The following is a 13,821-nucleotide window of genomic DNA, read 5'->3' on the forward strand; positions in this document are numbered from 1 at the left end:
AAAGGTTACATTTCAAGGGTTGGAGTTAGTAAAAGTGTATAATTAAGATTTGAACAGAAGTTTTATGGGTTACATACCGCTAGCAAACCGTAGTCTAATATCTTTATACGGACCAGATACGAGAGATTTTCTTCAGGGTGTTATAACAAATGATATTAATAAACTAAGTAGCCAGCAGGCAATTTACTCTTTATTACTCAACCCTCAGGGAAAATATCTGTACGATTTTTTCCTCATTGAGCATGATAAATATATTTATTTGGAGTGTGAAAATGCCCATCTACAGCAAATAATTGAAAAATTAGACTTGCTCAAAACTTACCTTAGAGTGAGGATTAAAGACATTAGTTCACTATATAAGGTTGGAGTTTTGTTTGATGCTAAGTTGGCGAAGTGTAGTAGTAAGTCACAAGTTATTTTTCAAGATCCAAGGCACAAGCTGCTAGGAATGAGGATCATACATGAAGATGAAATAAAAGAACCGGTTGGAGATTTTATTCAGTATGAAAAAGTTAGAATTAAAAACCTTGTCCCAGATGGAGCAAAAGATATGGTGCAAAATTCATCATTTCCGCTGCAATATTTAATCGATAAGATAAATGGTATAAGCTTTAATAAAGGGTGCTATATAGGTCAGGAAGTTGTAAATCGAATGAGCAGACAAGAAAAATTCAGAAGGAAACTTTACCTTGTTGAGGGAAAAAATGCACTTCCAAATATTGGCACTAAAGTAATCAGTGAACATAATGAAGAAGTAGGAGAACTACGCTCTAGTGTCGACAATATTGGACTTGCATTGCTTAATACTGGAAAAAGCCACGCAAATTTATATGTCGGTGGAGTTAGCATTAAGACGTTATAAAATATCTATTCGAGTAAAAGCCCCTTTTTCTTGTTTAAGTGTTTGCAATACTAGTTAAATTCTTGACTTTATTATTTAAATATATCATAATTAAAGTATATTATTATTTTTAATAGGAGAGTTTGATATGCCATTAACAGCAAAACAGAAAGTATCATTTCAACAATTATATAAAAGATTTAGAGATAATAGAGATATTGGTGAACTTTTAGGAACAGTATCAAAAGAAGATTTTCTTACTATTTTTAGTGAAACTAATGAAAAAACTCAGGAGTCAATAATTGGAACTTATGAAGCAACTCGTGTAGACTATCTTAAAGCAGTTTTGAAGCGTGCGAAAGAACTAGTTTTGCTTAAAGAAGTTGTAAGAGCAAAGATTTTATCTTCTAACAATCAAGGTAAGATGGAATCTATTTCACTGATTGAATATATTACAGATCCTAGTCGCCAATATCCATCAAAAGTTTTAAATAATGTTCTAGAAGCTTTGAAAGAAGAATTTTTCGATTCTTTAAAAAAAGGTGAGCTTGAAGAAATTAAAGGTGCTATAGAGAGAGAATTGACAAATGAAAAATGTGTACAGCAAAAAGAAAATCTTAAGAAATTGATAACCTCAATTAGAGACCTTATTGAAAATAGAGTGAAAGCTGAAAGCAGTACGGATAAAATAAATCCAAATGTTGAAAATAAGCTATTTAGCCCAACTAGTAAAGCAATTGTTGCTGGTGCTATTTGCAGTGTTATAGCTGGATTAGCAGTTGGTGGTGGACTTTTTGCTGCTGGTGCTTCATTACCAATATTGGCTTTAATTGGCATAGCTGTAGCTGCTGCTGTACTCACTGGACTTGTTGCTGGTGGTATTACATATAAAATATCAAAGCCTAGTGGGAATGTAGATAATGTTGATCTACTATCAGAAGAAATTTATGCAAGTCTAGGCGTGTAACAGTGTAGTTAAGTAAAAAAAGGAAGAAGCTTCTTCCTTTTCTCCAAATTTTTTGAAGTATCTATTAACAGGATTTTAGATACCTTGTTTTACGATATGTATAACCATAAACTCGCACAAAAGCCCCTTTTTCCTGTTTAAGTTATCCACAGAATTGTTAATAACTAAGTTGATAACCTAGTAGAGTACATAACTTTACATTTCTGAGTACTTTGGAGATCTATAATAAATATGATCTCCAAATACTAATATATAATTGAGAATAAAAAAACTGTGGATAACTCTGAAAAGTTATATTTATTTTAATATTTTAAAAAAAAAAGAAACAACCATTAAGGGAGCTAAGCTAATACAATCATATAAAAGATTACATATTTGGTTATAGTTTTAATATTTTTCTAACAAAAGCCAATAAGGGGGTAGTCTTGGAAAATTTTTCCTAAAAGATAAAATTTTTAAGTGCTTTTGAAGTGATACTTTAGGTATTTTTAAAGTAATACTTTTAAAGTATCAATTGAACATTTTTGAGCATTAATCTGGAGGTTCAACAGGCACTTTTTTATGCTGTTTGAGAAGAGCAAAAATTGCATTTTCTCTTGCTGAAAGCTTGTGTTTCTTATATTTTCCATAATACACATTATGTAATTTTTAATACTAACAAAAACATTTCCCAAATTTTTACACAGCAACCTATCTGGTTCTGTTGCATCTATAAACCATAGAAAAGAAGATCATTAAAGCTGGGATTATAGGAGTTATAGAGCCATTAACATAGCAAAATTCTCAAAAGTAGAAACATTGTCATTAGCTCCGATAATTTGTTTTTTCTGAATCATGCGAATATTTTCTATACCTGTAATAGTAATCTTTGCGGAATGAAAATTTTTAAAACTAAGCATAGGCTTTATTCGCTTCTTGATAAACCTCTCAACAATATTATTTAGATATTTTATTTGAAGAACTGTGATTCTATAATCTTCAGAAATTTCTGCATTCAAATCATCAAGAGCAGCAGTATTACTGCCGCTTTTATCAATGACAATTTTCTCAGGAAGATAGTTACTCCTGAAGGCTTTACGAAAGAATGCAAGTGCTGCAGACTTGTCTCTACTAACACACAAGAGGAAGTCTACAGTATTACCAATAGTGCTCTATATAAATAAACCCATTTACCGTTTAATTTAATGTAGGTCTCTCCAACTACTACCAACCTGCTTCTTTCTTTTCCTTACTGCCTAATCTATCAGTGGTGATAACCCACTTTGTAACGTAGCATGGTCAATTTTTGCTCCCCTTATACTCATAATTTCTTCCAAATCTCGATAGCTCAAAGAGAATCGACATTTCATGTATACAGATAACATCGCTGAAAAGCTAAATCCTTTGAAGGATGGCAATAATTTTTGATTGATACGAAACATCTTTGCTTTATTTTTAGACAATTATATCATTCTTTTTTCTACTTCCCTACAAATGCGACAGAACCGAAGTTACTGCTATTCACTTTTTGTATCGTTTTTAGCAAAAGCTTCCTCCCAAGTGCCTTGAGTTGCTGCACGGCTATACTCTGTTACTCTATTTTCAAAGAAATTTGTATGTTCCACGCCATTTAGTATTTCATCAAGCCACGGAATAGGGTTATCTTTAACATTATATATAGATTTAAGACCTAATTGCGTTAACCTTCTGTTTGCTATGTAACGTATATAATTGCGCACTTCCTCTGCAGATAGCCCTTCAACATCTCCTAAATCAAAAGCAAGACTTATAAATTCATCTTCAAGTTCAACAATAGTGTGACATGCAGAATATAATTCTTCTTTGAACTCGTCATTCCAAATTTCATTATTCTCTTTAATAAACGTATTGAACAAATTGATAATTGAATTGGTGTGCAAGGTTTCGTCACGTGCTGACCAAGCAATTATTTGCCCCATACCTTTCATTTTTCCAAACCGTTGAAAATTGAGCAAAATTGCAAATGATGCAAATAACTGCAATCCTTCAGTGAAGGCACCAAATACTGCTAAAGTTTTAGCAACATGTTTTTTATCTTGCTTTTTACTTTCCTCAAATTCTAACATATATTCATACTTCTTTCTCATAGCATCATATTTTAAGAATGCTTGATATTCATTTTCTGGCATGCCAATCGTATCTAGAAGGTATGAATAGGCTGCAATGTGTATAGTCTCCATATTGGAAAAGCTTGCAAGCATCATACATATTTCTGTTGGCTTAAATATATTTGAATAATGCCTCATATAGCAGTTATTTACTTCAATATCTGCTTGAGTAAAAAACCTAAAAATCTGGGTCAATAAATTTTTCTCTACATTCGAAAGTTTAGTTTTCCAATCTTTCACATCATCAGCAAGCGGAACTTCTTCAGGTATCCAGTGTATCCTTTGTTGCTGCAACCATGCATCATATGCCCAAGGATAATTAAAAGGCTTGTATATTGGATCTGCTTCTAGCAATGACATAAGGTACCTAATTATTTTGAAGTAAATATTATATTAAATGATATTGAGAATCAGTCAATTTAACTTTTTTGAAATTTGACGACAGATAGTTTATCAGTGTATTATGATTTCAAATAATTAATTGACGAAATGCGAGTATTAATATCTTTTATTTTATTATTTACAGTGAGCTGCACTCACACTATTCACAATCACGGAGTTCCTGGCATTAATATTGAACTGTGGAGCAAAATACAAGTAGGTGATGATAGAGAAAAAGTGGTTCATACTTTAGGATCGCCAACACTAGTATCAAAGTTCGACGAAAATGTTTGGTACTATGTCTCATATAAAATTAAACAAGCTAACTTCTTGGGAAAAAGGAAGTACAGTAGTAAGTCTCTGCAAATTTCGTTTAATCAGAATGACGAAGTTACAGATATAAGAGAAATCAACGTTGCAGAAAGGTCTTTAGCTGTTGTTGATTGAAAATTTGCTGATCTATTTTTCATTACAAGTATCAGCACTTTGAGCTATTTCATTGTTAGAGTGGGGATAATCATCCGGATGATGCCCCTCATCACCGTAGTCCATACCCATTCCTTCTGATGGCATATCTTCTCCACCTCCACCTGAAAAATATTCAGCAAGACTTTCAAGAAATTTTATGCCAAACATTGTATATTGGATCTGCTTCTAGCAATGACATAAGGTACCTAATTATTTTGAAGTAAATATTATATTAAATGATATTGAGAATCAGTCAATTTAACTTTTTTGAAATTTGACGACAGATAGTTTATCAGTGTATTATGATTTCAAATAATTAATTGACGAAATGCGAGTATTAATATCTTTTATTTTATTATTTACAGTGAGCTGCACTCACACTATTCACAATCACGGAGTTCCTGGCATTAATATTGAACTGTGGAGCAAAATACAAGTAGGTGATGATAGAGAAAAAGTGGTTCATACTTTAGGATCGCCAACACTAGTATCAAAGTTCGACGAAAATGTTTGGTACTATGTCTCATATAAAATTAAACAAGCTAACTTCTTGGGAAAAAGGAAGTACAGTAGTAAGTCTCTGCAAATTTCGTTTAATCAGAATGACGAAGTTACAGATATAAGAGAAATCAACGTTGCAGAAAGGTCTTTAGCTGTTGTTGATTGAAAATTTGCTGATCTATTTTTCATTACAAGTATCAGCACTTTGAGCTATTTCATTGTTAGAGTGGGGATAATCATCCGGATGATGCCCCTCATCACCGTAGTCCATACCCATTCCTTCTGATGGCATATCTTCTCCACCTCCACCTGAAAAATATTCAGCAAGACTTTCAAGAAATTTTATGCCAAACATATTACCTGATTTCCCAAATAACGTTACTAGACTGCTACCACTGACCAAACCTTCAAACACATTATTATAAGCAGCAATTGCTCCTTCATGAAAGTTGAACATCCACTTCATTCCATCCACAATTGTTGCAACAGAGTCACTATGACCAAGACCGAAACCACTTTTCTCACTAGCGGCTTCCTGGTGTTGCTGCTGTGCCTGCCATTCTGCAATATTTGGACCTTGTGCTTCACTCATAAACTTTTATTCTAAGCCTTAAGCTATTATTTTACCAAAAACACTGTAAAATATCAATTGTTTAAGAGAGGTTATTATAAAAATAGCTAACACTAAGCTATTTTTATGATTCTGAATACCAAAACATCGATAATGTGCTGTAGTAACAAAGTGATGACTTGAGGTTTAAAACAGCTTCTATTTCTTCTTAGAAGACTGCTCCTCTCTCTTTTCTTTTTATTATATATTATCTTAGTATTAACTTACTCATAAATTATTGACAAGTACTAATAATTTAATTATCATTAATATAATATTAATAATAAGGAAGAAAAATGCTTACTAATGATTTATCTAATAGTAACACACCATCATCAGCTCCGCCACCGCCACCTCCTCCTTTACCATCCGGAGGTTTAAAGAATTGGAAACTTCCACAGGATAATAAAAAACCTTCTAATTTGGCTACATCAGGAATTAGCAGTCGCACTGAACCAAAAAAAGGTCAATCTAAGAGTCCTGTTCAACAATCATCTCTTAATTTTGCAAAAAATCCACTATTTAAGAAAAAACAAGAAGAACATAATGTAAATAGCGAAACTGCAGATGAAGGAAGCAAGAATAGTATTCATGTTAAGAATCCAGAAACCAAAAATAGCGCTCAGTCAAAAGAAGAAGATAATGCGAGTGACAAAACTAAAAATGATAGAAGCAATACTAAACAGGTTATGCCGAAAAAACCTATGACTGAACAACATAATGGTGTACACTCTGATAGTGAAAATCAAAAGTCATCTGTAGCAGAACAAAAAAAGGCAACTCGCTTAAAATATTCAATTGCTATTTTGTTATTGTGTACATCCGGTCCTGTAGCTGGAGTATGCACGTATTTTATCATTTCAGCGGTATTAAGTAGTGCTGCAGTGCCAGTTTCTTCTGCAGTTATTGCTTTTGTTTCTGCATCGGTTATGTTGAGCTTAGCTGCATATCTTATCTATTCATACCTTTCTGCAATAAACAGCGAGAAAGGAGTTGATCCTGGTAGAAAACAATCACAAGATTTACAGAAAGCAAAAGGACTTGAACACAGCAATACTCATACATCATCACTTTCAGTAACGCTTGGAACATCCAGTGCACCAACATCACCTACTCTAAAGAATAATGCTAATAATAAATCCATACCCTCAGGAGGTGGCAAGCAACAAGGAAGTGGAGATTTGATGGCTGATTTGCACGAAACGCTCAAAAAACGAAGAAAAGCAACTGATGGAGAGGACGACGTACAACAGCAAAACAACGAAGTATGTCAAAATCAATCACAAGATTTACAGAAAGCAAAAGAACTTGAACATAGCAATACTCCTACACCATCATTTCCAGTAATGTCTGGAACACCCAGTGCACCGCCACCACCACCTCCTCCATTGCCACAAAATGCTGCACCACTACCATCTCAGCCGCCTCCTCCTACAGCTTCCAAGTGTACGGAGAAACCTAAGAATTGTGCACCAAAAAATGCTAATGAATCTGAGCATGATCGTTCTGCTCTGTTTGCGGAGATAAGAGAAGGAAATTTTAAGTTGAAACCTGTTAACAATAAGGACAACTTACAACAGCCAAGTAAACTGTACGGGGCATTCAATAAAATGTCAGCTATGATCCCACCACCACGGAGTCGTAGTAGTAGTGTATCGAGTAGCAGTAGTGAAGAGTATGAACAAGATTGGAGCGATAATGAAAGTACATATTCAACACCTCTAAACCCTCAACTAGACAATAAAAAAAGAAGGGATAGTTCTGACAGTGGTCATGAATCTGATGATAATGTAAAACCTAAATCCACAACTCCACCACGTTCTACACTAAAGGCAGAGAAGCCACCGATATCGCAATTCAAAAACGAAATCTGAAGCTTCTTCTCCAACAAAAACAAATACTGTGGAGCTAGCAATTAGTGAGATGCAAGAATCGTCTACTGTTTCTGTTCAGGAAATCCGAAAGAGATTTGAATAATAAGGAAATGTCAAGAAAAGCACCATACACTTTCCTTCCTTTTTAAAATAAGTTTACCTAAAGGCCTGATTGTACTAAGATTGCTTAGTACAATCAGATTTATCAAATGCGTTTATCTCAATATTACCTGCCAACTTTAAAAGAAACCCCGGCTGGTGCTGAAATTATTTCTCATCAATATTTGTTACGTGCGGGCTTAATCAAGCAGACAGCATCTGGAATTTATTCTTGGTTACCTCTTGGCCTTTTGGTACTTAAAAATATTGAAAATATTATCAGAGATGAAATTGGTGCAATTGAAGTGTTGATGCCTTGTGTGCAGCCAGCAAGTCTTTGGCGAGAGTCAGGACGTTACGATGATTACGGCAAAGAAATGCTGCGTATTAAAGATAGGCATGAAAGCGATATGCTTTTTGGTCCAACGCATGAGGAGGTGGTAACTGATTTGATTAGAAATACGGTAAAAAGTTACAAAGATTTACCACTTTGTTTATATCAAATTCAGTGGAAGTTTCGTGACGAAGTAAGACCTCGTTATGGCGTTATGAGAGGCAGGGAATTTCTGATGAAGGATGCATACAGTTTTGATGTAGATTACGAAGGTGCACTGAATTCATATAATTTGATGTATAAAACTTACATAAAAATCTTCAAACGCATGGGACTTACTCCAATTGGAGTGAGGGCAGATACAGGACCAATTGGAGGAAATTTAAGTCATGAATTTCATATATTGGCAAACACCGGTGAGAGCACTCTATATTATGACAATAAACTTTTTGAATTACTAGAAAGCGAAGATATTGAAAGCCTGAAGAGCATATATGCAGTTGCAGACGATATGCATGATCCTGAAAGTTGTCCTATAACGCAAGAACAGTTAAATGTTAGCAAGGGTATTGAAATAGGGCATATTTTTTATTTTGGTGATAAATATTCGAAACCTATGAAGGCAAGTGTTACTTCTCAAGATGGAAAAAATGTTAACATGCATATGGGTTCGTATGGTATTGGAGTTTCAAGGCTTGTTGGCGCAATAATAGAAGCTTTCCATGATGATAAAGGAATTATCTGGCCAGAGGCAGTAGCTCCTTTTAAAGTTGGTTTGATCAATTTACAAACAAAAGTAACGGAGGCTGCAGATAAAATATACAAAGCTTTGAAAAGCGATGAAGTGCTTTATGATGATACGGACGAAAGTGTAGGAGTGAAATTTGCCAGAATGGATCTGATAGGCTTGCCGTGGCAAATAATTATTGGAAAGAAAGCAGTAACTTCAAATATAGTTGAAGTAAAAAATAGGGCAACTGGAGAGGTACAGGAAATACAAGTTGAAGAAGCAATAAATCGTTTTAGCGCAAAATGATATACGGTATTGGCACTGACATAGTATATATACCCAGAATATTGAGAATATCACAAAAATACGGGGAAAAATTTCTCAATAAAGTCTATACTAAGAAGGAAATAGAGATAAGCAAAAAATATAATAGCCAAGAAGTAAGAGCAAAATATTTTGCTAAACGCTTTGCTGCAAAGGAAGCTTTTGTTAAAGCGCTAGGCACTGGATTCAGCCAAGGAATTATAATGAAAGATATAGAAATATACAGTACTATCAGGGGAAAACCACATCTTGCTATCACAAAGGATTTCATCTCGAAAGACTACAAGATACACCTTTCTCTAAGTGATGATCAAGATTATGCTACTGCGTTTGTTGTAATTTGCGTTGAGTAGATATTGTTTAGTACATATGATTTCAAAAATTTTTTTGAAATTATACTTTGACCTACACAGATCGACCTTTCTGTGAATCCTGGTTTCTGCTTTCTTCAACTTGTTTTGCAAAAGACGTCTCTTGTGTATTCATATGTTGAAGTGGTTTAGCAATTTCGCACACAACAGCAGCAACTGCAGTTAAAAACGCCTTGAACAATCCACCTAAAACTCCACCAACTGCTTCTCTACCGTACATACGAGCTTGCTTTTCATTGTCATCAGCAGTTTCCCCTGCCCTCCTTCGTGGATCCATTCTATGAGCAATAACTGAAAACAACACCCCCCTAATTGAAGACTTCACTCGTGCTTTTGCCTTCTGAACATCCCCATCACTTGCTACTTCATGTTTTTCCCTACTATTCATTAGCTCCTTTTGTTGTTGAAAACTTAAGATCTCTTCCATCAGTTGTTTCTTTCTCTTTTCCAGAACTCTTTTCTTGGATTCTGATTTATCGCGAGTGTGCTTTGTGGTTTCAAGTTCTACATCAATATCCTCAGATGCTGCTTGGCTATATAAGGTTTCTATGAGCCTATCTATACTTCGCTTTACTTGCATAGTCCTTTCGTAACTATCTAAATTATCAACTCCTTCATCAATTTGACTTAAAATATCCTCGAAAGGTTTTAAATACTCTTTGCACTGCTCTTCAAGCTGATTTTCATTCTTCAAATTCCTTTCTCTTCTGTCATCGCTATTCTCTTCAACATTATCATCGCCTTCTTCGAAAAGATCCTCATCGTTCATAATTTTTTTTAATTTATTCCCACTTATTATTATTGTATATGAAAAAATTAAATTAACACTAATGAAAAGTGTTCACAACTTCAGCACTGGCTAAAACTACAGTGAAGCTGTCAAAAGTGGCAGGATCATAATATCTCTCATACAATTCAACCGAACACCTGAGTTTTATCTTCTCCTTAGCATTAAAACTAATCTCATAATCATTATTAGAGTTTAACATTGCAGAATTACGCAATAATTCATCAGCCAATACTGAATTTAAAATGCCATTAATTTTTATTGTAATCTTTCTACTTCCAGCACAATCAAGCACTTTTCTCCAGCCAAAAGAGGAAATATCTTTCATCTCCTCTTTGTTATTACGCAAAGTAAACCTTAAGTTTCGTATATTATTCAGCACAACAAAATTATTGTCATGACCTTTAATTTTCAGCTGTAATTTGCTCATCGCTACCTCCTTGTATTAAAATATCAAAATTAATTGTTGAATGTAAAACTTCATCATGCTGATTTATAACACAATTACTTTCCAAAATGGTCTCACTACTAATGCTCTTTACCACCAAGCCAACATGCTTTATAGCAGCAAGCATGCTGCTTATATGATAAGTATATATGTCGCATGAAAATCTTACTTTTGTAGCAAAATTAGATAGCATATGCAGGTTAACATAATTTACTATGCGCAATCTCAGATAAGGAATAGTAACCTGCTTAGGCAGGTAATCATAGATGTTAGTAACATATTTCTTTAAATCAGAGTTTGCTTTTAATGCTGCATAAATACTATCATACAACTCATTTATAATTTGAATTTTTTCCATCTCACAGATACGTTTACGAAGATTGCAATTTGCAGGTACAACAGATGGTATCATCCTAGTGCTTACTGCACGAACATTATCTGTCAAGAAGATGTCATCCCATCCCCAGACACTGGTTCACTTTATAATGATGTCGTTCCAGTAGCTCTTTCTTGTAATCCCAGTACTGGGATGACATCGAAGGGGCTACTCGGATGACACCATCTGTTGTATCTGCTATTGAATGACAAACAGGAACTACAAAACAACCTTTGGTTCGCGAAATGGAGAATACACCTTCTTTACCTCAGATAAATGGCTACTTACTTCTGATTCACGATTTTTATAGAGAGCAGAAACATGCTGTATAATACCTAGCTTTATTTGCTCAGGAACACTATCATAACCAGCTTCATATACAACATCAGCCCTTATTATGTTCAAATAATTGAAAAATTCAATATAGCTTCCTATATCACTAAAATAATAACTAAGTTTTCTATTCTTATCAGTAGCCAATATTATTTTATTCACAGGACCATAGCTTAAATAGATTCTACGAGGTATATAACCTTCATATGAAACTTGCCACGTTTGCTTTACTAGAGACTTTTCCATATGCCACTGAGCATAATCAGTTGCCATAAAAATAAAACTTGAAATCAACTTATCATCTTGATCATTTTCAATTCGTAAAAAAGATTTAACCTCTCCTAAAGTTACTGGAAAAGATTTAGGCTTAGACTTACGTTGTATATTTATAATTGGATACTTTAGTCTTGTTGACATAACAACCCTCCTTTTCTATATATAGCTAAAATAAGTAAGACTTATCCATAAAAAATCTTACTTATTTTAGTTATCACTTAATATTAAATTGCAGCAGCAACTCTATCGTACAAGTATATTGAGAAGAGAACGTATTAACGCTGTTTCTCCTTTTTTATTGATCAAGTTTACTAAGCCAGATTTTAGTAGATTGACATTCTGAGAATGAATGTTATTGAAAGTGGAGTTTATTTCTTTAGCAAGTAGACTGCGAAATTTCTGCACACTTTCATATGCGATATTTTCAAGTTCATGTGCAAACTTATCTTGAGCTACAGCTGATATGTCTTCAACTTTCTCATTGAACTCTTCTAGCTTTCTTTCCTTACCTTTAAAATTTTTCGTAAAAGTTTTCATATTAATTGGCCTCAACTATTCTTGTAATTATAATGACAATAAAAAGACTACCGAAGTAAAAAATTAGCACTACAATACTGCAAACAACAGCAGCACACCAAACCGGTTCACTTTATAGCGTAAATTCAAGTATGTCATTCAAGTAGCCCTTTTTTGTCATCCCAGTGCCCAGACACTGGGATCTAAGTTGCTCACAAGCAAACTAGCATAGAAAGGTGGTACAACGTTTTCGATGAGATTGCAGAAAGGCTGGATTCCAGCAGGCTTTGTTGCACAGCTCTTCGGATAGTGGGTAATGTATAATAAATTCATGAAGCTATATCAAACTTAGCCATGCCTATTTCAGTAAATTTGTTAAGCAAATAACACTTGAGTAGCAGTTCCTTCTCACGATTAATCTCAGATTTATTCCTAAAACTAAATCCAAATATTTGCTTCAGTCGCGAGAAAAAACTTTCTATATAAGATCTCTTCCAATAATTTATCTCTTTTTTCCACCTCTTCATACCATCTTCATCATATGACTTTATGAGCTTGATTGTAGAATTTCTCTCATTCATATAATCCAACTTTGGATGCTCTACTGCATTATTTTGCGGAGGAATCCTTGTCTTTATGTCAAGCTCATCGCACAGTTTGTATAACTTCTTTCGATTATATGCCCTATCTGCATATATCGTGCTTATGTTATACTTGGTATCCACTCTTTCAATAAGATCACAGGCTCCATAGTGGTCGGAATAAACTCTACTACTGTATTTTGCAGCTATAACTTTTTTACTACCTATCTCTAGCATTACATGTAGCTTTCTTGTTTGCTCATAGCGGCGATACTTTCTATCTGTACCATTTGCCTTACTATGGCCTGGAATATTATTGTAGATGCTGATACCTGTACTATCTATAGCAATTTCAATATCTTCCATATCGTTCTTATCAACTCTGCAGTCGTTGATTTTGATATTAAGCTTTTTAAACCTTCTTGAAGCCTGCGAATAGCTGATAATTTGCAAAATTTTCCCTATTTGCTCAAGATATTTCTCTATAAATCCCACTGTTTGCCTAAGACCAATCCTGAATAGATAGGTTATTATGTGAATTAGAATCACTACTTTGTCGCTGTAGACATTGTTGCCACCTGCTACTTTTGGACTATTTTCGTACCAATTTTCAATGGCATCGTTGATATAATGAAAAACATTTCCCCTTTCTTGAAGAAATTTGTTATATTCATTGCAGTTACTGACTTTCATTCTTATTGGCATATTTTTCCTTTGTCGGCTAAATATCTATTTTATAACAAATTCCATCAGTAACTGCCTGTTCTTTCCTTGAGTGGTGCAACAAAGCCATTCCAGCATCAAGTGCTGGAATGACACCCTCTATATAAACGTTAAGAAATTTACTAATAAAAAAAGGCAAAAGCGTTAGCTAGTTG

15 protein-coding genes and 3 pseudogenes are annotated in these 13,821 nt (G+C 34.1%); 7 read left to right on the forward strand and 11 right to left on the reverse strand.

The features are described from left to right. The first annotated feature begins 64 nt into the window (after positions 1–64). Positions 65–862: a YgfZ/GcvT domain-containing protein gene (locus tag ABWU28_RS02090; RefSeq protein WP_006012580.1), complete on the forward strand. Its 798-nt coding sequence runs from the start codon at positions 65–67 to the stop codon at positions 860–862. Between the two features lie 127 nt (positions 863–989). Beyond that, on the forward strand, positions 990–1,808 hold the full coding sequence (locus ABWU28_RS02095) for a hypothetical protein (protein ID WP_353275501.1): 819 nt from the start codon (positions 990–992) through the stop codon (positions 1,806–1,808). A 755-nt stretch (positions 1,809–2,563) separates the two neighbouring features. Here the strand turns inward: ABWU28_RS02095 and ABWU28_RS02100 are convergent. Both ABWU28_RS02100 and ABWU28_RS02105 read right to left on the reverse strand, forming a co-directional pair. Further along, a pseudogene (locus ABWU28_RS02100) lies at positions 2,564–3,229 on the reverse strand (IS6 family transposase). A 75-nt stretch (positions 3,230–3,304) separates the two neighbouring features. Further along, complete coding sequence (locus tag ABWU28_RS02105; RefSeq protein ID WP_052264911.1) at positions 3,305–4,294, reverse strand: ribonucleotide-diphosphate reductase subunit beta; 990 nt, start codon at positions 4,292–4,294, stop codon at positions 3,305–3,307. A 129-nt stretch (positions 4,295–4,423) separates the two neighbouring features. Between ABWU28_RS02105 and ABWU28_RS02110 the strand changes: the two genes are divergently transcribed. Beyond that, positions 4,424–4,762 carry an outer membrane protein assembly factor BamE gene (locus ABWU28_RS02110; RefSeq protein WP_007302809.1) on the forward strand — a complete coding sequence of 113 codons (339 nt, stop codon included), beginning with the start codon at positions 4,424–4,426 and terminating at the stop codon, positions 4,760–4,762. A 12-nt stretch (positions 4,763–4,774) separates the two neighbouring features. On the opposite strand, the pseudogene ABWU28_RS02115 reads toward ABWU28_RS02110, so the two are convergent. After that, positions 4,775–4,951: pseudogene (locus ABWU28_RS02115) on the reverse strand (hypothetical protein); the annotation flags it as partial. Between the two features lie 160 nt (positions 4,952–5,111). Here ABWU28_RS02115 and ABWU28_RS02120 point away from each other — a divergent pair. After that, positions 5,112–5,450 carry an outer membrane protein assembly factor BamE gene (locus ABWU28_RS02120; protein ID WP_007302809.1) on the forward strand — a complete coding sequence of 113 codons (339 nt, stop codon included), beginning with the start codon at positions 5,112–5,114 and terminating at the stop codon, positions 5,448–5,450. A gap of 30 nt (positions 5,451–5,480) precedes the next feature. Here the strand turns inward: ABWU28_RS02120 and ABWU28_RS02125 are convergent. Continuing rightward, positions 5,481–5,876 (reverse strand): annotated as a pseudogene (locus tag ABWU28_RS02125) (hypothetical protein); the annotation flags it as partial. Positions 5,877–6,190: 314 nt separating this feature from the next. On the opposite strand from ABWU28_RS02125, the gene ABWU28_RS02130 reads away from it, so the two are divergent. The 3 genes from ABWU28_RS02130 (at position 6,191) to ABWU28_RS02140 (ending at position 9,608) form a co-directional block, all read left to right on the forward strand. Continuing rightward, positions 6,191–7,768: a WH2 domain-containing protein gene (locus ABWU28_RS02130; RefSeq protein WP_353275503.1), complete on the forward strand. Its 1,578-nt coding sequence runs from the start codon at positions 6,191–6,193 to the stop codon at positions 7,766–7,768. Between the two features lie 209 nt (positions 7,769–7,977). Next, positions 7,978–9,237, forward strand: a complete 1,260-nt coding sequence (proS, locus tag ABWU28_RS02135; RefSeq protein WP_052264936.1) for a proline--tRNA ligase — start codon at positions 7,978–7,980, stop codon at positions 9,235–9,237. Further along, on the forward strand, positions 9,234–9,608 hold the full coding sequence (locus ABWU28_RS02140) for a holo-[acyl-carrier-protein] synthase (RefSeq protein ID WP_010401163.1): 375 nt from the start codon (positions 9,234–9,236) through the stop codon (positions 9,606–9,608). The genes proS and ABWU28_RS02140 overlap by 4 nt, the downstream gene beginning before the upstream one ends. A 52-nt stretch (positions 9,609–9,660) precedes the next feature. Here ABWU28_RS02140 and ABWU28_RS02145 read toward each other — a convergent pair whose 3' ends face one another. From ABWU28_RS02145 to ABWU28_RS02175, 7 genes are all read right to left on the reverse strand, one after another. Further along, positions 9,661–10,395 carry a hypothetical protein gene (locus ABWU28_RS02145; RefSeq protein ID WP_353275506.1) on the reverse strand — a complete coding sequence of 245 codons (735 nt, stop codon included), beginning with the start codon at positions 10,393–10,395 and terminating at the stop codon, positions 9,661–9,663. Between the two features lie 58 nt (positions 10,396–10,453). After that, positions 10,454–10,843, reverse strand: a complete 390-nt coding sequence (locus tag ABWU28_RS02150; RefSeq protein WP_007302803.1) for a phage tail tube protein — start codon at positions 10,841–10,843, stop codon at positions 10,454–10,456. Further along, on the reverse strand, positions 10,818–11,219 hold the full coding sequence (locus ABWU28_RS02155; RefSeq protein ID WP_033445336.1) for a DUF3168 domain-containing protein: 402 nt from the start codon (positions 11,217–11,219) through the stop codon (positions 10,818–10,820). The genes ABWU28_RS02150 and ABWU28_RS02155 overlap by 26 nt, the downstream gene beginning before the upstream one ends. Positions 11,220–11,456: 237 nt before the next feature. Beyond that, positions 11,457–11,987: a head-tail connector protein gene (locus tag ABWU28_RS02160; RefSeq protein WP_007302801.1), complete on the reverse strand. Its 531-nt coding sequence runs from the start codon at positions 11,985–11,987 to the stop codon at positions 11,457–11,459. A 102-nt stretch (positions 11,988–12,089) separates the two neighbouring features. Next, the gene (locus ABWU28_RS02165; RefSeq protein ID WP_063631247.1) at positions 12,090–12,383 is read right to left on the reverse strand and encodes a hypothetical protein; all 294 of its coding nucleotides are present in this window, start codon (positions 12,381–12,383) and stop codon (positions 12,090–12,092) included. A 308-nt stretch (positions 12,384–12,691) separates the two neighbouring features. Further along, complete coding sequence (locus ABWU28_RS02170; protein WP_353275509.1) at positions 12,692–13,648, reverse strand: IS5 family transposase; 957 nt, start codon at positions 13,646–13,648, stop codon at positions 12,692–12,694. Positions 13,649–13,664: 16 nt separating this feature from the next. Beyond that, complete coding sequence (locus tag ABWU28_RS02175; RefSeq protein WP_353275511.1) at positions 13,665–13,805, reverse strand: hypothetical protein; 141 nt, start codon at positions 13,803–13,805, stop codon at positions 13,665–13,667. Between the last annotated feature and the right edge of the window lie 16 nt (positions 13,806–13,821).

This window comes from Wolbachia endosymbiont (group B) of Pilophorus perplexus (assembly GCF_964028155.1).
GTDB lineage: Bacteria > Pseudomonadota > Alphaproteobacteria > Rickettsiales > Anaplasmataceae > Wolbachia.

Bases quoted from the DNA above. Each gene is read 5' to 3' on its own strand.
- ABWU28_RS02155 (WP_033445336.1), bottom strand. From the start codon at position 11,219: ATGGAAAAAATTCAAATTATAAATGAGTTGTATGATAGTATTTATGCA.
- ABWU28_RS02145 (WP_353275506.1), bottom strand. From the start codon at position 10,395: ATGAACGATGAGGATCTTTTCGAAGAAGGCGATGATAATGTTGAAGAG.
- ABWU28_RS02120 (WP_007302809.1), top strand. From the start codon at position 5,112: ATGCGAGTATTAATATCTTTTATTTTATTATTTACAGTGAGCTGCACT.
- ABWU28_RS02130 (WP_353275503.1), top strand. From the start codon at position 6,191: ATGCTTACTAATGATTTATCTAATAGTAACACACCATCATCAGCTCCG.
- ABWU28_RS02140 (WP_010401163.1), top strand. From the start codon at position 9,234: ATGATATACGGTATTGGCACTGACATAGTATATATACCCAGAATATTG.
- ABWU28_RS02110 (WP_007302809.1), top strand. From the start codon at position 4,424: ATGCGAGTATTAATATCTTTTATTTTATTATTTACAGTGAGCTGCACT.
- ABWU28_RS02090 (WP_006012580.1), top strand. From the start codon at position 65: ATGGGTTACATACCGCTAGCAAACCGTAGTCTAATATCTTTATACGGA.
- ABWU28_RS02150 (WP_007302803.1), bottom strand. From the start codon at position 10,843: ATGAGCAAATTACAGCTGAAAATTAAAGGTCATGACAATAATTTTGTT.
- ABWU28_RS02160 (WP_007302801.1), bottom strand. From the start codon at position 11,987: ATGTCAACAAGACTAAAGTATCCAATTATAAATATACAACGTAAGTCT.
- proS (WP_052264936.1), top strand. From the start codon at position 7,978: ATGCGTTTATCTCAATATTACCTGCCAACTTTAAAAGAAACCCCGGCT.
- ABWU28_RS02170 (WP_353275509.1), bottom strand. From the start codon at position 13,648: ATGCCAATAAGAATGAAAGTCAGTAACTGCAATGAATATAACAAATTT.
- ABWU28_RS02105 (WP_052264911.1), bottom strand. From the start codon at position 4,294: ATGTCATTGCTAGAAGCAGATCCAATATACAAGCCTTTTAATTATCCT.
- ABWU28_RS02165 (WP_063631247.1), bottom strand. From the start codon at position 12,383: ATGAAAACTTTTACGAAAAATTTTAAAGGTAAGGAAAGAAAGCTAGAA.
- ABWU28_RS02095 (WP_353275501.1), top strand. From the start codon at position 990: ATGCCATTAACAGCAAAACAGAAAGTATCATTTCAACAATTATATAAA.